Origin of the sequence: Bacillus sp. jun7 (assembly GCF_051034795.1) — a bacterium.
Lineage (GTDB): Bacteria > Bacillota > Bacilli > Bacillales > Bacillaceae > Bacillus > Bacillus velezensis.
Genome location: NZ_CP093219.1, coordinates 3119901 through 3138216, shown reverse-complemented (window position 1 = coordinate 3138216; position 18316 = coordinate 3119901). Strand labels below are relative to the sequence as shown.

The 18316-nt window shown below is 48.5% G+C and carries 15 protein-coding genes, 1 pseudogene and 1 riboswitch; of the genes and pseudogenes, 10 read left to right on the top strand and 6 right to left on the bottom strand.

The window, feature by feature from the left end:
- Positions 1–80: 80 nt before the first annotated feature.
- A riboswitch (Lysine riboswitch) is annotated at positions 81–262 on the bottom strand.
- 122 nt (positions 263–384) lie between these two features.
- Positions 385–525, bottom strand: coding sequence for a small acid-soluble spore protein SspJ (sspJ, locus tag MJQ52_RS15400; RefSeq protein WP_003151760.1), 141 nt, complete (start codon positions 523–525; stop codon positions 385–387).
- Positions 526–708: 183 nt separating this feature from the next.
- Here sspJ and MJQ52_RS15395 point away from each other — a divergent pair, with 183 nt between their 5' ends.
- Together MJQ52_RS15395 and MJQ52_RS15390 are read left to right on the top strand one after the other, a co-directional pair.
- Positions 709–1191: a metal-dependent hydrolase gene (locus tag MJQ52_RS15395; protein WP_003151759.1), complete on the top strand. Its 483-nt coding sequence runs from the start codon at positions 709–711 to the stop codon at positions 1189–1191.
- Positions 1192–1233: 42 nt separating this feature from the next.
- Entirely contained in the window at positions 1234–3090 is a 1857-nt protein-coding gene (locus tag MJQ52_RS15390) for an LTA synthase family protein (protein ID WP_265210238.1), read from the top strand.
- 30 nt (positions 3091–3120) lie between these two features.
- On the opposite strand, the gene MJQ52_RS15385 is transcribed toward MJQ52_RS15390, so the two are convergent.
- Positions 3121–4047 (bottom strand): substrate-binding domain-containing protein, encoded by a 927-nt coding sequence (locus tag MJQ52_RS15385; RefSeq protein ID WP_003151757.1) that lies wholly within the window; start codon positions 4045–4047, stop codon positions 3121–3123.
- Positions 4048–4164: 117 nt separating this feature from the next.
- Here MJQ52_RS15385 and modA point away from each other — a divergent pair, with 117 nt between their 5' ends.
- From modA to MJQ52_RS15350, 7 genes are all read left to right on the top strand, one after another.
- The gene (modA, locus tag MJQ52_RS15380) at positions 4165–4962 is read left to right on the top strand and encodes a molybdate ABC transporter substrate-binding protein (protein ID WP_265210237.1); all 798 of its coding nucleotides are present in this window, start codon (positions 4165–4167) and stop codon (positions 4960–4962) included.
- Positions 4943–5626, top strand: coding sequence for a molybdate ABC transporter permease subunit (gene modB / locus MJQ52_RS15375; protein WP_070082360.1), 684 nt, complete (start codon positions 4943–4945; stop codon positions 5624–5626). The genes modA and modB overlap by 20 nt, the downstream gene beginning before the upstream one ends.
- Positions 5627–5719: 93 nt before the next feature.
- Positions 5720–6367, top strand: a complete 648-nt coding sequence (locus MJQ52_RS15370) for a response regulator transcription factor (protein ID WP_003151754.1) — start codon at positions 5720–5722, stop codon at positions 6365–6367.
- A 5-nt stretch (positions 6368–6372) separates the two neighbouring features.
- Entirely contained in the window at positions 6373–7476 is a 1104-nt protein-coding gene (locus MJQ52_RS15365; RefSeq protein ID WP_025649276.1) for a sensor histidine kinase, read from the top strand.
- A gap of 119 nt (positions 7477–7595) precedes the next feature.
- Positions 7596–8531: an ABC transporter ATP-binding protein gene (locus MJQ52_RS15360; RefSeq protein ID WP_015240573.1), complete on the top strand. Its 936-nt coding sequence runs from the start codon at positions 7596–7598 to the stop codon at positions 8529–8531.
- Between the two features lie 23 nt (positions 8532–8554).
- Complete coding sequence (locus MJQ52_RS15355) at positions 8555–9649, top strand: ABC transporter permease (protein WP_094247505.1); 1095 nt, start codon at positions 8555–8557, stop codon at positions 9647–9649.
- 1 nt (position 9650) lies between these two features.
- Complete coding sequence (locus tag MJQ52_RS15350) at positions 9651–10796, top strand: ABC transporter permease (RefSeq protein ID WP_094247504.1); 1146 nt, start codon at positions 9651–9653, stop codon at positions 10794–10796.
- 32 nt (positions 10797–10828) lie between these two features.
- Here the strand turns inward: MJQ52_RS15350 and MJQ52_RS15345 are convergent, their stop codons facing one another.
- Positions 10829–11659 carry an aldo/keto reductase gene (locus MJQ52_RS15345; protein ID WP_094247503.1) on the bottom strand — a complete coding sequence of 277 codons (831 nt, stop codon included), beginning with the start codon at positions 11657–11659 and terminating at the stop codon, positions 10829–10831.
- Positions 11660–11880: 221 nt separating this feature from the next.
- Here MJQ52_RS15345 and MJQ52_RS15340 point away from each other — a divergent pair, with 221 nt between their 5' ends.
- Positions 11881–12366, top strand: coding sequence for a hypothetical protein (locus tag MJQ52_RS15340; protein WP_025853859.1), 486 nt, complete (start codon positions 11881–11883; stop codon positions 12364–12366).
- Positions 12367–12402: 36 nt separating this feature from the next.
- On the opposite strand, the gene MJQ52_RS15335 is transcribed toward MJQ52_RS15340, so the two are convergent.
- The 3 genes and pseudogenes from MJQ52_RS15335 to MJQ52_RS15325 form a co-directional block, all read right to left on the bottom strand.
- Complete coding sequence (locus tag MJQ52_RS15335; protein WP_015418205.1) at positions 12403–14418, bottom strand: Na+/H+ antiporter; 2016 nt, start codon at positions 14416–14418, stop codon at positions 12403–12405.
- A 346-nt stretch (positions 14419–14764) separates the two neighbouring features.
- On the bottom strand, positions 14765–16480 hold the full coding sequence (cysI, locus tag MJQ52_RS15330; protein ID WP_094247502.1) for an assimilatory sulfite reductase (NADPH) hemoprotein subunit: 1716 nt from the start codon (positions 16478–16480) through the stop codon (positions 14765–14767).
- A 27-nt stretch (positions 16481–16507) separates the two neighbouring features.
- Positions 16508–18315, bottom strand: a pseudogene (locus MJQ52_RS15325) (assimilatory sulfite reductase (NADPH) flavoprotein subunit).
- Position 18316 lies beyond the last annotated feature (1 nt).

Sequence of the window (18316 nt, the reverse complement as noted above, 5' to 3'; positions counted from 1 at the left end):
GACCAGACCCCGAGACCATATTTACACGCAAAAAAAGCCTGAACAAAAGTCCATGCTTAAAGAAACACACACACCCTTGATCTCCGGATAGCCCTCCGCGAAAAAGCACGCGGCAGTCCTGCACTTATTCAGATACAGTCCCAGCATAAAGAAGGATCGGCTTTCTTTACACTTCGGCGCTGATGCCTTTAACACATGTTTTGCGGCCCCTTATCAGCCTGGCATGTGCGACTCATCATCAAGCGCAACCTCTACCTCACCGAGAAAGAGTGAGGATTTTTATCATTCAATTCTACTCAGAGGTTATCAGAGATAAAAAGATCTGTCAAAGGGAAATATTAGACGGAAAACGGATAGAGCGTTCGCCCTACCCGTCTTATATGGTCAGCGGTTGTTTTTTTTCTTTTGAACAGCTTCTTGAAGCGGATCGTCTTTCAGCGCTGCACTGGCGTCGTCAAGCGCGCCTTGAATGACGTTTTTGTTTTTATCGCTGTTTTTTCCTTTTTCTTTGTTAAAGAAAGCCATCTGTATCACCTCTTTATCAAATATAGGTACACCTATAATGTGTCTTTTTCCGCGGCAGAATATGCGGAATCCGCGTCTCCTTCCTTTTGGCGGAACAGGTAAAGTTTGTTGATCAAACATGCATTCTCTTGATATATTTGTAATTCAGGGGATTTTGGCAAAAATAAAAAGGAGAAGCGAAAAATGACAGGAAAAACACACATCATGGGAGGCATCGCTTCTTGTTCCGCAATTGCGTATTATTACGGGTATGATCCGGTCCTAATGACCTCAGCGGGTGCCCTCGGGGCGCTGATTCCCGACATATGCCATACGAAAAGCAAAATCGGCAGAACGCTGCCCGTTCTGTCCAAAATCGTAAGCACGGTGTTCGGCCACAGAACGTTTACACACAGCCTGCTGTTTATGCTTATTATGTTTTTCATTACGGCAACCTATATTCCGAATCCGAGCATTTCCGCCGGACTGATGATCGGAATGGCAAGCCATCTTGTGCTTGACGCATGGACCGTCAACGGCATTAAACTGCTGTTTCCGTCCGCCATCCGCTTCCGTCTTCCCCTTTATATGAGAACGGGGAGCTTTTCGGAGCAGCTTGTGCTGGCCGGCTTAACGATTGTATCCTGCTATTATTTATACGAACTGGTTCACGGCCGCATCTCTTAAACAAAAAGCGTCTTTTCGCTTTTAGGGTGAGGAGTCATACATATGAAGAAAACCTTTTTCAGCAATCATCGGTTTTTATGCCTGTCCATCCTGTTCATGTGGATGAAAACCTATGCCGTGTATAAGCTCGGTTTTGATCTGCAGAACAATTCGGTTCTTGAGGAATGTCTGCTTCTCATTAATCCGCTGAGCTTCATTGTGCCGCTGTTCGGCATCGCCCTCTTATTAACGGAAAAAAAACAACGGATCTTTCTGCTTTCGGCAAATGTGATGCTGACGGGAATTTTAATCGCGAATACGGTGTTTTACGGGTTTTATATTGATTTTATCACCATACCGGTTTTGTTTCAGGCAAGCAATATGGGTGATATGGGAAGCAGCGTCCAAGAGCTGTTTCACCCGCTTTACATCGCTTTATTTTTGGATATTGCGGTTTTGTTTTATCTTGGTAAAAGGCATAAAGCCGATCAAGGAAAAGCGGGCGCCCGTACCGTTAAAGCGTATGCGTTGGCATCAGCCGGCCTCATGCTGTGCAACCTTGCGCTGTCTGAGGCCGAGCAGCCGAAGCTGTTCAAGCACCCTTTTGATCGTGAAGCGCTCGTAAAAGGAATCGGCCTGTTCCACTTTCATTTGTATGACACCATTTCGCAGACGCTGAATGCAGGGGCTAAAGCGTTTGCCGATGAAGACAGCCTTGCGGCGGTCGCGAATTACACTCAAGCCGACTACAGCAGGCCGTCCGATTCAAAATTCGGGCTTGCAAAGGGGCGCAATGTGATTTTTGTTACGCTCGAATCAACACAGCGTTTTGTAATGGATGAGCGGGTCAACGGACGGGAGATTACCCCGTTTTTAAACAAACTGCGAAAAAAAAGTTATGACTTCACTCATTTTTATCAGCAGACTGAACAGGGAAAAACCTCAGATTCAGAATTCATTACTGCGAATTCGCTGTATCCGTCTTCAAGCGGCGCCGTTTTTTTTACAAAAAGCGGCCACCGGTTCAATACGATGTACCATATGTTAAAAGATCATCAATACTATTCAGCCGTTCTGCATGCCAATCATAAAGCCTTTTGGAATCGGGATGAGATGTACGGGGCATTCGGAATCGACCGTTTTTTCGACGCGGATGAATTTAAGGTGACACAGGAAAATTCAACAGGCTGGGGCCTGAAAGATAAGGAGTTTCTCGAACAGTCAGCGGAAAAATTAAAGAAGCTTCCGCAGCCGTTTTACGCAAGCCTGCTGACTTTGACCAACCATTTTCCTTTTGAAATTGATCAACAGGATCAGCTCATTGAGGAACCGGACACAAGCAGCGAGTTATTAAACCGCTATGTGACGACGGTCCGCTATGAAGATGAGGCTCTGAAACACTTTTTCAAGAAGCTGAAAAAAGAAGGGCTGTATGACAACGCGATGATTGTCCTGATGGGAGATCATTACGGTATATCCGAAGCCCATAATCAAGGACTTGCCGAATTCTTAGGGAAAGAGGAAATCACTCCGTTTGATACGGTTCAGCTTCAGCGCGTGCCGTTTATCATTCATATTCCCGGGGTGACCGACCGTGCGCCGGAAACGATTGCTTCCGCCGCGGGACAGGTTGATGTAAGGCCGACGCTGCTTCACCTGCTCGGCATTGAAACGAAAGGCAGCATTCAGTTCGGCAATGATCTGTTTTCCGGAGAGCGGACTCCGTTTGCGGTGCTGAGAAACGGCAGCTTTATCACGGATGACCATATTTATACGAAAAATACGTGTTACAGCCGTAAAACGGGTGAACCGCTTTCTGACATGAGCGCGTGCAGCGATGAGAAAGAAAAAGCGGAACAAGAGCTGATGCTTTCCGATAAAATATTAAACGGCGACCTGCTGCGGTTTTATAAGCAATAAAAAAATCCCTCCGTTATATGGAGGGATTTTTCATGTTTCATATATGAGCCGTCCTGTCATTTTCGTATCATATCCGGATAATTGAGAAAGCTGAGACTTGAATTCCTCAGAATTAAGAATGTCCCGCACGCTTTGAACAAGCTCCCGGTTTTGTTTTAACACAACCACATCGTACTGCTCACTGATCACCGGGATAAAGTCCGTGCCTGCCATATGCGCCGCATGCTGCGACCCGACTCCGATATCCGCCTTTCCGCTTGATACTTGTGAAGCCGCTGACAGATGATCCGTGACAATGTCATGATATCCGGCGACATCAGACGGCGTGATGCCGAATGATCTGAGCTGTTCATCCAGCAGCACCCTCGCGCCTGATCCTTTTTCGCGATTGACGATGCGGACATCCTTTCGGCTCAAGTCCTGAAAGCCCTGAATGTTCAGCGGATTGCCCTTTTTCACATATAATCCGGCCTGACGAAGCACGACATGAAAAAGCGCAAACGGCTCCCCTGAAAGAATGCGCTTCACATACGGGATGTTATACTGCCCCGTCTCCCCATCGTATAAATGCAGACTGACGATGTCACAGGCCCCGCGGTACATCTCGATCAGGCTGTTCAAACTGCCGCTGTACTTGCGGAGCGGAGCCGCCTGTATTGTTTGTTCCAGCTGTTTGCTGAGGAGGTCCATCGACACATCCTGCCCGCTGATGATAACAGACTGCCTTTTTTCCGGCTCCCGCCCGCGTGACGGGTCAGGCGCTTCTGCTGCGGATGGCTTTTTTGACATTCTCATGTTTGCTTTATATTGTTTTAAGTCCTCTTCATCGACCCTCATCTGTCTTCCGACCCTGTACGCCGGAATGAGTCCTTTTTTTATCAAATCATATACTGTCAGTTTGGAGACCTTCAAAAGGCCCGCAACTTCTTCTATTGTATAGGAAGTGGCTTCTGTCATATTATCACGCTCCGTTTTTATTATAACTGTTCAGATATTGAAAAAAAACCGCACCATCACGTACAATTGCGTTATAATTAGTTCGATCTAATGATATTTAGCTATAAGGGGTGCACAATGTTGAAAAAGAAAGCGACACTACTCACAACTGCGGCTATGGCCGTTTTCCTCGCAACTGCGGGCTGCTCATCCGGACAATCGTCCAAAGGCGGACAAAACGAAAAAGTCACGCTGACCGTTTCTGCAGCAGCCAGCGCTCAGGATGCACTTGAAGAAATCCAGACCAACTACGAAAAATCACATTCAAACGTAACCATTCAAGACAACTTCGGATCATCAGGCACATTGCAAAAACAAATTTCCCAAGGCGCGGGAGCTGATTTATTCTTCTCGGCAGCCGAAGATAAATTCGATAAGCTCGTTCATGACGGAGATATCGACAAAAAGGACAGCACGGATCTTTTGAAAAATGATCTCGTCATGATCGTGCCTGAGAAAAACAGCGCACACCTGACACATCTGAATGACCTAAAAAAAGACAGCACGGAAAAAATCGCGCTCGGCACGCCTGAATCCGTTCCGGCCGGACAATACGCCAAACAGTCACTGACGGCATTATCCCTGTGGGACAAGGTAAAAGATAAAGTCGTCTATGCAAAAGACGTCCGCCAGGTGCTTTCTTATGTTGAAACCGGAAATGTCGATGCCGGGCTTGTCTATAAAACAGACGCACTGATTTCGAAAAAGGTGAAAATCACCGATGAAGCACCGGTGAAAACGCACGATCCGATCGTGTATCCTGTCGGCATCGTCAAGGATACAAAGCACCGTAAAGAAGCAGAAGCGTTTTATCAGTATCTGCAGTCAGATGAAGCGATGAAAGTGTTTAAGAAATATGGATTTACTGCCAAGTAACATTACGGCTTCGGAGTTTTTCACTCCCGTCGTACTGTCGTTTGAGGTGGCTTTGGCGTCGGGCTTCGCCGTCATCATTCTCGGAACGCTTGCCGGCGCCTGGATGGCGAAAGCGCGATTTCCCGGAAAAACGGCTGTGGAGACCCTGTTTATGCTCCCGCTCGTTCTTCCGCCTACCGTTGTCGGCTTCATTCTCATTATCATTTTCGGGAAGCACAGCTTTATCGGCCGGGCGATTGAGCGGATTTTTCACCAGCCCGTCATTTTCACGTGGTCGGCCGCGGTGATCGCTTCGGCCATTGTCGCCTTCCCGCTTATGTATCAGTCCGCTAAAACCGGCTTCGCCGCGGTTGATGCTGACATCGAGGGAGCGGCGAAAGTAGACGGAGCCGGCAGGTGGCAGGTGTTCACCCGTATTTCCGTCCCGCTTGCCTTTCCCTCCCTCTTGACCGGAAGCATTCTCAGTATTGCAAGGGCGCTAGGTGAATTCGGGGCGACTTTAATGTTTGCGGGAAATATTCCCGGCGTCACCCAAACGCTGCCGACGGCGATTTACGTCGCGATGGACTCCGGCAATGAAACACTCGCCTGGGTGTGGGTGATCTGTATTGTGATCATTTCTTTTCTGATGCTGTTTTTCATCCAATTGAAAAAACCCGCTTGACCGATCCGCCTTCCGCGCACCTTTCGCCGGGAGGCTTTTTGATTTAAAATCGGATGGTATATAATGAAACAAAAACACACAAAGGGTGCGGCTATGAAGATTAATGTCATTATCGCGGATGATAATTCTTTCATCAGAGAAGGAATGAAAATCATTTTGCATACATATGAGGAATTTACTGTATCGGCAACGTTGGAAAACGGACTCGAGGCGGCAGAGTATTGTAAACACAACCCCGTCGATATCGCCTTGCTGGACGTCCGCATGCCGGTGATGAACGGCGTCGAAGCCGCAAAACGGATCGCTGAGGAAACGGATACGAAGCCGATGATCCTGACGACATTTGACGACGATGAGTATATTTTAGAAGCGATTAAAAACGGCGCGAAAGGATATTTATTAAAAAACACCGAACCGGAACGGATCCGCGATGCGATCAAAAGCGTTTTCAACGGGCACAGCATTCTTCAGGACACCGTGCTGGACAAAATAAAAGACAGTCTTTTCCGGCCGGCGGAAGCCGCGCATCAGATTGATGAAAGCCAGTTTACTGAAAGAGAGCTCAGCATCATGTCGCTTATTGCGAAAGGACTGTCGAACAGGGAAATTTCAAAACAGCTTTTCATTTCTGAAGGGACGACGGCCAATTATATTTCATCTATTTTAGGGAAAACGGGGCTTGAGCACAGAACGCAGATCGCCATTTTTTATATCACCGGGAAGGTGGATAACGGGCGTTGAACGGTATGGATTTTTGGATGCTGATGAGCAGACTGATCGCCATTTTTTATACGGCTTTTTTGTTCGTATCGGCTGACCGCCCTTACACGCCGTACGCCGTCTTGTTTCTGCTGCTTTATCTGTCTTTGGGCATCGCGGTCTGCATGATCAGGCCGCCCGTTTGGAGGCGCGGGATCACCCTCATGGCGCTGGCATTGACCGCTTGGCTTTCCGCCTTAGGCCATCCGGCGTTTCTGTTTCTTTTGCCGCCCGCCATTTTTGCGGTTCTTGCCGAATATCCGGTTCACCGCTATGTGTTCTGCCTGCTCGTGTTTTTGCCGTTTTTATTTATCCCGTACGGCGACCTTCCGACTTATATCGTCATGACCTTGTTCTGTCTGGCGATATTCGTTTTGGCCGCCCGGTCCGGCAATCGGCTGAAGAAATATGAAGAACAGTCGGACATCATGCGCTCAAGCATTGAAAAACTGACGAAACAGCTGCACAGCAGCACGGAATATATCAAACAATCGGAGTACACCGGCAAACTCGAGGAAAGAAACAGATTATCCCAAGCCATCCATGATAAAATAGGCCATTCCATGACCGGCGCGCTCATTCAGATGGAAGCGGCGAAGCGGATGCTCGGCTCCCATCCGGACAAAGCGGCTGAACTGCTCCAAAACGCCATTACCATTTCCAAAGAGGGCATAGAGGATATCCGCATAACGCTGAAAAATATGAAACCGCCCGCTGAACAAATGGGCATTCACAGATTAAGAACGTTTATTGATGAATTTTCGGCCAAAAACGGGATGCCGGTTCCGTTTACGCATCAAGGCGATTTGGACAGGCTGACGCAAATGCATTGGAGAGTCATTCAGGAAAACGTAACCGAAGCTTTAACCAATGCGATGAAATACGCCGATGCCACGCAGATTTTCATTGATATCCATGTACTGAATAAAGCCGTGAAAGCGGAAGTGAAAGATAACGGAAACGGCGCCGTCCGCTTTAAAAAAGGCCTCGGCATGCTCGGTATGGAAGAACGGGCGGCCGTCCTGCACGGAACCGTTATTTTTGACGGCACGGCCGGTTTTTCCGTCACGACATTGCTTCCGGTTGAATAAGTGAATGTTTTCATGTGAAAAATATGAAGATTCTCATGTCAAAAGAATGAACAGCTGCACTAACGGCCGTTCATTCTTTTTTTTATAATAAGAGCATCATAAGACATAGAGGTGGAAACATGAACATTTTGGAGCTCAAACAGCTGAGTAAGAAATTCGGTGATTATGCCGCCGTTGACCAGATGTCGCTTGCCGTAAAAGAAGGTGAGATTTTCGGGTTTCTCGGCGCAAACGGAGCCGGAAAAAGCACGACGATCAATATGATCTCAGGTCTTTTAAAACCTTCAGGCGGAGACATTCTGTTTCTCGGAAAAGATATTTTCAAATATAGCAAAGCAACGAAAATGAATATCGGCATCGTCCCTCAGGACCTCGCGATTTACGAGGAATTAAACGCCTATGAAAATGTGAAGTTCTTCGCAGGTCTGTACGGCCTGAGAGGGGCGGCTCTGAAAGAACGGGTCGAGGAAGCCCTGACATTCGTCGGCTTGAGCGATAAACACAAATATTTGCCGAAGCATTTTTCCGGCGGAATGAAACGCAGGCTTAATATCGCCTGCGCCCTTGCCCACCGGCCGAAACTGATCATCATGGATGAACCGACGGTCGGCATTGACCCGCAATCAAGAAATTATATTCTGCAATCAGTGAAAAAGCTGAATGAAATGGGATGCACGATCATCTACACGAGCCACTACATGGAGGAAGTGGAAGAAATATGCACGCGCATCGCCATCATCGACCACGGAAAAGTCATCGCAGAAGGCACAAAAGAACAGCTGACCTCCATCATTACCGACACGAAGGACGTCGTGATTGAGCTGTCGTCCGGAAACGGCATCAGCCTCGGCGATATTCAGGAGCTGCCCGGCGTCAGAGCCGCCGCACTGGAAGAAAACAGCGTGAAAATCAGCTCTGACACAGGGGTCAACAATTTAAACCGCCTGATCCGGTACTTCATGGACAAAGGCATTGAAATCCGCTCCTTGCAGGAACAGGCCCCTGACTTAGAAACGGTATTTCTCACGCTGACAGGCAGAAGCCTGCGCGACTGACCTAACTGAAAGGAGGATTGCAAATGAATATTCTGCACATCGCCGGGAAAGAAATCAAAATCAGTTTCCGCGACAGACGGACTTTTATTTTCATGCTTGCTTTTCCGATTGTCTTCATGCTGATTTTCACCGCGGCATTATCTAACGCCTTTGATTCAGAGGTGACGGTCGGAAACATCAAGGTGGTATATACGGACCAGTCAAACGGCCCTCTTTCTCATGATTTTACTGAGTTTATGAAAGCCGCCAAAAAAGAGCATGTCTATTTTCAAAAAGCGGACACGGAGGCAAAAGGCAAAAACGAGGTTCGAGAAAATCAGGCGGATGCTTTCGTCACTGTAAAAAACACCGGGTTCCAAGTCTATACAAATGACCGGAGCGGCATCAACGGCACGATCGTCCAAGGCATGCTGACCGCTTTTACCAATCAATACAAAGCAGGCGCCGCCGCTTACAAGGCGCATAAGGCACCTTCCGCCGGACAAATCAAAAGCGATTATATAAAGCAGACGTCTTTACACAAAGCGAAAGAACCGAAGGCGAAAGATTTTTACGCGATATCCATGACGACGATGATCGGGCTGTACGCCTCGATTTTTGCCAGCTCCTTATTCCGCGGGGAAAGAGTACGGCACACCGCGGATCGCCTGATCGCCGCCCCGCTCCGGAAAAGCGATATCTTTCTCGGAAAGATGCTCGGCATTTTGGCTGTGAATGTTCTGACGATTCTTGCCGTTGTCGCCTTCAGCAAATTTATCTTGAAAGCGAACTGGGGCAGCCACATAGGACTTGTGCTGTTGATTCTCGTTTCTGAAATTCTTTTGGCCGTCAGCTTCGGGCTCAGCCTGAGCTATTTGACCAGAAAACCCGAAAGCGCCAGATTAATCACCGTCATCATCGTTCAGGTAATGTCCATTATCGGCGGCGCCTATTACAAATATGAAGGCGGAGGAATTTCCGCCCTGTCGCCCTTATCCTGGATCAATAAGGCGATTAACAACATCATTTACGCAAATGATGTATCAGCGGCATGGCCTGCACTCGGATTAAATACAGCATTGGCGGCACTCTTTTTGCTGATCGCCGCATTTACGTTTCAAAGACGGGAGGGACTGTAATATGAAAAACTTCTGGTGGCTGTTTGCACACACTCTCAAAGGAATTACAAAAAGCAAAAAACAGCTCATTCTTTATATCGGGGCTCCGCTGATCGGCGTCTTCCTCTCCTTCATGACCAATGCCAACGGCGGAGCCGAAACGCTCAATATCGGCATTCTCAATCAAGACGGCGGAGAAGTGGCACAGGATACGGTCACGTTTTTAAAAGGACTGGATCATGTGAAGATTTCGGAGGAAACGGCTGCATCCGCCTCATCAAAGATCGCTTCAGGAAAAATGGAGGCGCTCATTACGTTTGAAAAAGGCTTCTCCCAAAGCGTAAAAGACGGGAAACCGTCTCACATCGGCATGACCTCGCTGAAAGGCGCCCAGGTCACCGGATATGTCAGCTCTTATTTGTACAATTATATGAACAGCGCCGCCTCAATCGGCAAATCTTCCGGCGGAGACGCGAAGGCCTTTCAGGCGATGTACGCCGATTTCAAGCATTCTCCGATTCAAACGGAGTCCGCTGTTTTACAAGATACATCGAACCATAAAGAAATGACTTACTCAGTCATCGGGTATCTCATTATCATTATGCTTTATTCCGCCGGCAACCTGACGGAACTGATGATTAAAGAAAGAGAAAACAGGACGTACTACAGGCTTCTGTCAACGCCGATCACGTCAAAGCAGTATGTATTGGCGAACGCGGCGGTGAATATGATCATCATGGCCGTCCAAATTATATTCGCCGTTCTCTTTATGGGCGCCGCTTTTCATATTCATCCGTCATTCCCGCTGTGGCAGCTGTTCGTCCTGATGATGCTGTTTGCATTAAGCGCAATCGGGATCGCCTTTATTGCCGTCGGTTTTTCCAACAGCAGCTCTTCGGCATCGGCGCTTTTGAACTTGATCGTCGTGCCGACAAGCTTGCTCGCCGGCTGCTTTTTTCCGGGCAATATTATGCCGAAAACAGTGCAGACAATCGCCGAATTTCTGCCTCAGCGCTGGGTGCTTGATACGGTCGATCAATTGCAGCACGGCCGCACGCTCCAAAGCCTGACGCTGAACATCATCATTTTGGGAGCCTTCGCCGCCGCCCTGTTATTAATAGCCGCATACAGGTTCAGCGTAAAACGTCAGACACAGACATTTATGTAAAGAAAAACAGCCCCGTAAAGGGCTGTTTTTTCTTAGAACAGAAGCTCGTCCGGATTCGGTCCGACACGCTCGTCTTTGTTTAATGCGCTGATCTTTTCCATTTCTTCCTGTGACAGTTCGAAATCAAAAATATCGGCATTTTCTATGATGCGGTGCTCTTTAATCGATTTCGGAATGGTAACGACTTCGTTCTGAAGATCCCAGCGCAAAATCACTTGAGCAACCGATTTGTTATGTTTTTCCGCAATTTGTGACAGCACTTCGTTATCAAGGAGCTGTCCCTGCATCAATGGAGACCACGCTTCCACTTGAATGCCCTGCGCTTTGCAGAAATCTCTTACTTCTTTTTGAGTCAGGCGCGGGTGGAATTCAATCTGGTTGACCATCGGCTTGATTTCAGCATCTTTCAGCAGTTCTTCTAAATGATACACTTGGAAGTTGCTGACGCCGATGGCGCGGATTTTTCCGTCTTTGTACAGCTTTTCAAGAGCGCGCCATGTGTCTTTATATTTATCCTTGCCCGGCCAGTGAATCAGGTAAAGGTCGAGGTAATCGAGGCCGAGGCGCTCAAGGCTTTTCTCAAACGCGTCAAGTGTCGTTTCGTATCCTTGATCTTCATTCCACACTTTTGACGTGATGAACAGCTCTTCTCTGGCAACGCCCGCAGCTCTGATGCCTTCGCCGACACCCTCTTCATTTTTATAAATAGCCGCCGTATCAATGCTGCGGTAGCCGTTTCTGATTGCCGCTTCGACGGAGTCCGCCGCTACGCTTCCGTTTTCCACCTTGAAGACGCCAAGGCCGAACCACGGCATTTCAACGCCATTATGAAGCTTTACAGTATCTTTTAAGCTTTTTGCCACGTTGAACCATCCTTTCTAGTCATTATGTAAACGGTTATTATTATCTCACATTTCCGCCGTAAGAAACCAATTATACGCTCATCGTTATAACAAAAACCATCTTTAGTGCCCAAGTACCACCAACGTTATTATTTTCCTATTTTTCAAAAATTCCGGTTAATCGGGTAACTGTCCGGGTAAATCGCTACTGTAGCCACCACACAATTGAAGGAGGAAATCATATGAAACGTATGCGTATCCCGATGTCCGTTGCCCTTGGCGCCGCTTTGTCTCTGACTCCTCTGTCCTTTGTATCCGCAAAAGAAAACCCGGCCCCTCAAAACTTGGCTCAGCAAACATCAGATGTCTCAGCAAAAGATGTCGGATTAAACATTGACGTTGACCTGCTCGGCATCGGCAATTCGATTGCTGACGCGATTAAGTCGGCGCAAAACCGTGACGGCTTCGTCAAAAACTTAATGGAATCTTCATTCTACGCTTCCGGACAAAAATATAATGTCATGGTGTTTAATTTAAGCCAGGAATATGAAGATCATTTTAACGGCGTTCAGTTTTACGGTTCCGCCGTTTATGACGGCATCACGTACGGCATTTGGGTGTTTGAAGACGGAAGCTTCACCAACAAAGGAGATGGCGGCTGGATCAACTGGGCCTTCAGAGGCTGGTTTGACCGCGACGGCGATCACGTCGAATTCCATCGTCCGTAATCTAAAAAAGTCCGGCGAACAGATGCCGGACTTTTTTTATTCATCTCCGTCAAGCATGGCCGCTTCCACATCATTGATGTATTGGCGAAGCTCATGCGACATGTCGCGGGAAATTTCCCGCTCTTCGAATAATGTTTGGATTTCGTTGCGGATGGCCTGTACGGCCCGCAGTTTGATTTCGAGTTTTTGATTTTCAAAACGGCGGCTCGGATTCTGTTCGTGATACGAGTGCCCCAGCCTGAAAATCAAGTGATTGTAAAAGGAAATGACGGCAAGCGTCACATCTTTATTTTCTTCAGTCATGTGTTTTTTCAGGCTTTCAATGGCCGCTTTTGCCGTTTTAACCCTTGTGGAGCGAATGAGACCTTCTTCATTTAAAATCGACATTTCCGGCTTTTTATGTTCACCGAAAAAGATCCAGTACATCAGGCGTTTCAGCTTTTTCTTAGATAAGCCGACTTTAAACGGATTCGTATACAGCACTTCCAGTTCATCAAACCGTTCCTGAAGGCTGTCAGCCGTTTCTTCCGGTATGTCGCCCCGCTCAATCAGCCGCAGCAATTCTTCCTGTTCTGCCTGTATCCCTTGGGCGCGGACTTTCCGCTCATCTTTTTTCGTGCGATTTTTGACGGTGAACTGCTGAAACCTGAGATTTTTCATTTTCTCATTGTATTCGGCAATGACCGCAAAAGAAGCCGTTTTGTTTGTCTCATTCATATTTTCTTTAATGGCGGTTAAGGCAGCTTTTATCAGCTTCCGTCTCGCTGTCAGCAATTTGACTTTCTTCTCTTTCACATTGTCTTCCGGCTTATCTGTCAAAATCGGCAGTACGATTGTCGCCAGCACCAATGTGCACAAAATAACGCCCGCGGCTAAAAAGAGAATCAAATTCCGTTCAGGAAACGGTGAGCCGTCAGAGAGCACGTAAGGAATGGAAAAGGAACCCGCAAGCGTGACCGCTCCCCTGACGCCTGAAACCGAAATCAGCAGGGTCGAGCGCAGGCCGGGTTTATAAATGCTCTGATCCTTGTTAAAAAACCACTTGCCGTTCCAAAAAAACAGCACCCACAAAAACCTGAGAATCATTAACGTCAGCGTAATGACGATAATATACCCGATGACCATCATATTGTTAAACGCGGTATCATTAAAGATGACGGAAACCACGTCCGGTATTTGCGCACCTAAAATAACGAAAACAAGACCGTTCAGAATGAACAAAATAATATTCCACGTACTTGAAGAGACGATTTGCAGTTTGACCATCGTTGATTCAAGACGGTCCTGCTCCACCGCATGCGTGATGCCGCCGGCCACAACCGCTAAAATGCCGGAAACGCCGATTTCTTCAGCCGCGAGATAGATGACGAACGGCGTCAGAATTTGAATCAGCATATGCATCGTGACATCCTGCATGCCGAGGCGCCGCATAAACAGCCGGAAACGGATAATCAAAAAAGAAATGACGACACCGCTGAGTAAACCGCCGGCTGAAATCAGAACGAAACTGAAGGCGGCCTGCGCCAGCGAAAATGCGCCCGTCACGGCCGCCGCAATCGCAAATTTAAAAGCGACCAGGCCGGATGCGTCATTCATCAGTCCTTCTCCTTCAAGGAGACGCAGAATGCCTTTTGGCATCTTCACACGCCCTGACAGCGCGCTGACCGCGACGACGTCAGTCGGTGACAGGATCGCCGCCAGCCCGAACGCGGCGGCCAGCGGAATGCTCGGAATCATCCAATGAATCGTGTAACCGCCGACAATCACCGTGGCAAACACGAGCCCGAGCGCAAGCAGCAGAATCGGCGCTCTTAAATTCCAAAGTTCCGCACGCGGCGTCCGTTTTCCATCGTTAAAAAGCAGCGGCGCGATAAACAAAACAAAAAACAATTCAGTATTCAGTTCAAAATGAAGCCCCTGCGGAAATGACGCCGCAATGATACCGAGCGCCACCTGAATCAGAGGCACCGGGATAAAGGGGACAAACCGATTTACGATATTTGAGATCGCGATAATGGTTAAAAGTACGAGTACGACTAAAAATATGTCCAAAGCTGACCTCCTTCATCTGCTGCATCATATCATTATTGCCTGTTCTCTGCCCTTGTCAAAGGCCGGAGCCGATGATCGGGCAGATTCAATATATTTTCCGCACGCAACCATTCTTCTTTTATTTTACCCGTTTTTATTTAAAATTTCTCATAACGCGCTCACGGCGAACTTTTTTTGCCTTCAGCTACATTTTTTCCGGAAAAAGAAAAAGCCTGTTTTCTCTGAAAACAGGCTTTTTCGCAAGCTGCGTCATCTGTTTCATGACGCGGTGCAGCGTTTATGCTGCTTAGCAAAGGATAGAGAACCACCGCCAGTGTGTCTCTATCCTTGGTTTTAAGAGCTCATCTTATTCGTGAAAATTCGTGCCGTCTGTCGTCGCTTTAATGATGCCGGCGCGGATGACGAAATCGCCGAAGTGTTCGCCTTCCTCACGCTCTTTCGCGTAGCGCGGGAGAATAGTGCGAAGCTCACTCAGAATTTCCTCTTCACCGATATTTTCCCGGTACATTTTGCTCAAACGGCTGCCGTCAAACGCCGCTCCTAAATACATATTATATTTTCCGGGCGCCTTTCCGATAAATCCGATTTCGCCGAGTGCATGGCGGGCGCAGCCATTCGGGCACCCGGTCATACGGATGGTGATTTCTTCATCCCGCAGCCCGTTTTCGTCAACAATGTCTTCAATCTTATCAATCAATTTCGGCAGATACCGCTCGGCTTCGGCCATGGCGAGCCCGCATGTCGGAAGCGCGACGCAAGCCATTGAACTGCGGCGGAGGGCGGAATGCTGCCGGCCGTCTGTCAGACCGTATTGTTCGATTAATGCGCTGATTTGTTTCTTTTTCTGGCTCGAGACATTGCCGATAATCAGGTTTTGATTAGAAGTGAGACGGAAATCCCCTGTATGGACTTTGGCGATTTCACGCAATCCCGTCATCAGCTTATAATTCTCATAGTCCGTGACGCGGCCGCCTTCGATAAACATCGTAAAGTGCCATTTCCCTTTTACGCCCTTCACCCATCCGTAACGGTCGCCGTTATGGTCAAAATGATAAGGTTTCGCTTCATCCAGCTGCCAGCCGAGGCGGTTTTCCAGCTCGGCTTTTACGTTTTCCAGCCCGAGACGGTCAACGGTGTACTTGAATCGGGCATTCTTTCTGACGGAACGGTTTCCGTAATCGCGCTGAATTGTAATGGTTTTTTCCGCTACATCATACAGCTGCTCCGGTTTGCAGAAGCCGATGACTTTTGAAAGCTGCGGATAAGTGGCCGTATCGCCGTGCGTCATTCCCATACCGCCGCCGATTGCCACGTTGAATCCGATAAGACGGCCTTCCTCCACGATGGCAATGAAGCCGAGATCTTGAGAAAAGACATCGATATCATTGGACGGAGGCACGGCGATTCCGATTTTGAATTTCCGCGGCAAATACAGCGGCCCGTACATCGGTTCCGTTTCCGTGTCAGGAGTTCCCGCCACACGTTCCTCATCAAGCCAGATTTCATGATAGGCTCTCGTGCGCGGAAGAAGGTCATCGCTCAATTTCTTCGAGCATTCGTATACTTCCGCATGAATTTCAGACTGGTGCGGATTTGAAGCGCACATGACGTTTCGGTTGACATCTCCGCAGGCCGCAATGGTATCAAGCAGCGCCGCATTGATTTTCTGAATCGTTTTTTTCATGTTCCATTTTAAAATTCCGTGCATTTGGAACGTTTCACGCGTTGTCAGCTTCAATGTATTGTTTCCGTATTTTTGCGCCAGTTCATCCATGACAAGCCATTGTTCCGGAGTTGACACGCCGCCTGGCATCCGGACGCGCAGCATGAACTGATAAGCCGGTTCAAGCTTTTGTTTTTGACGTTCATTACGGAGATCGCGGTCATCCTGCAAGTAGCTTCCGTGATGCTTCATCAGCCGGTTGTCATCGTCCGGGATGCCGGCTGAAATCCGGTCGAGCATGACTTCTTTCAATGTGCCGCGCAAATAATCACTTTTTTCTTTAATTTCCTCAACATCACTTGGAGGGCCTTCCGGCGCTTTTAAAATGTTGTTCACCATGCTGAATAAGCTCCTTTCAAACCAAAATCAATATACGTCACGCTGATAGCGTTTTTTCTGCTGCATGTCTGCCAGGAAGCTTTCCGCTTTTTCACGGCTCATGCCGCCTTCTTCCTGAATGATATCGAGAAGCGCCTGGTGCACGTCATGCGCCATATGCTGTTCATCACCGCAGATGTATACGGCGGCTCCCTGCTGCAGCCATTCATACAGCTCTTTGCTTTGTTCTTTCATGCGGTGCGCACATATACTTTTTCCTCCGAATCCCGGGAAAAAGCGACGGCCATTTTTGTGAGAACACCGTTTTGCAGCCATTTTTGCCATTCCGTCTGGTACAGAAAATCAGTGACAAAGTGCTGATCCCCGAAAAACAGCCATGTTTTCCCTTCAGCTCCGGTTTCTTCACGCTCCTGCATAAAGGAACGGAACGGTGCGATGCCTGTCCCCGGCCCGACCATAATGATCGGTGTATCCGGATTTTCCGGCAGCTTGAAGTTTTGGTTGTGCTGAATGTAAATCGGAAGCGTATCTCCCGGCTGGAGTCTTTCCGCACACAAAATGCTGCACACGCCTTTACGTTCTCTGCCGTGCGCGTCATATCTGACCGCTCCGATTGTCAGATGCACCTCTTCCGGATTCGCTTCTAAACTGCTTGCGATCGAATAGAGCCGGGCCGGCATTTTACGCAGGATCGAAAGAAAGTCTTCCGCGGAAGCTTCCCACGGACCGAAATCCCGGACGAGATCAAGCAGATCACGGCCGTTGGTGTATGCTTTCAGCTGCTCTTCGTTTCCTTCGGCCAGAAGTTCACTCAGCTTTTGATCAGCCGTAAACTGTGCGGCCTTTTGCAAAAGCGGCTTTGTTAAGACGGTAATTTCAAAATGAGAAGTAAGCGCGTCTTTCAGCGGACGGCGCTCTCCTTGTTTATTCACCGCCACTTCCTGTTCCGGATTCCATTTCAGCTCATTGATCAGCTCATCAACGAGCGCCGGATCATTTTCCGGATAGATGCCGAGGCTGTCTCCGGGCTGATACGCGAGGCCCGACCCTTCAAGCGAAAGCTCGAGATGACGTGTTTCTTTATTTGAACCGCGTCCGTTCAGATTGATGTTCTCAAGAACCTCCGCCCGAAACGGGTTCGTTCTGGAATAAACGGATTCACCGAGAGCGGGCGTCTCGGCAGGCGCTTCGGCTGTTTGATTTCCCGCTCCTTCGTTCAAACCGCCGATGACCGCTTCAAGCCATTCCGAAAACGGCTCATCATAATCAAGATCGCAATCAACCCGCGGCGCAAGCTGGGTGCCGCCGAGCTCTTGAAGACGCTCGTCAAACTCTTTGCCGGTCTGGCAGAAAAATTCATACGAGCTGTCCCCGAGCGCCAAAACGGAGTAACGGAGCGCTTCAAGCTTCGGCGCGCGTCTGCCGTGAAGAAATTCATGAAAGGCCAGCGCGTTATCCGGCGGATCGCCTTCTCCGTGCGTGCTCACCACGATCAGTAAATTGTTTACTTTTTTCAGATTATTCGGCTTAAAATCGTTCATCGACGCGACGGTGACCTGGAATCCCCGTTCCTCAAGCGTCTTTACCGTCTGTTTCGCAAGACCTTCCGCATTTCCCGTTTGCGATCCGTATAATACGGTCACTTCTTTCGAGACTGCCGGGCTTTCTGCAGGAGCCGGAGCAGCGGGCGCGGCTGTTTCACCGGATTCGGACCGGGCCGCAGCCAAATAACCGCTCAGCCAGATTTTCTGTGATTCTGTCAAGGTCGGCAGAAGGCGGTTAAGGAGCTCTGCCTGCTCCTGATTAAACGGACTGTTCATGACCTGAAGTTGCAAC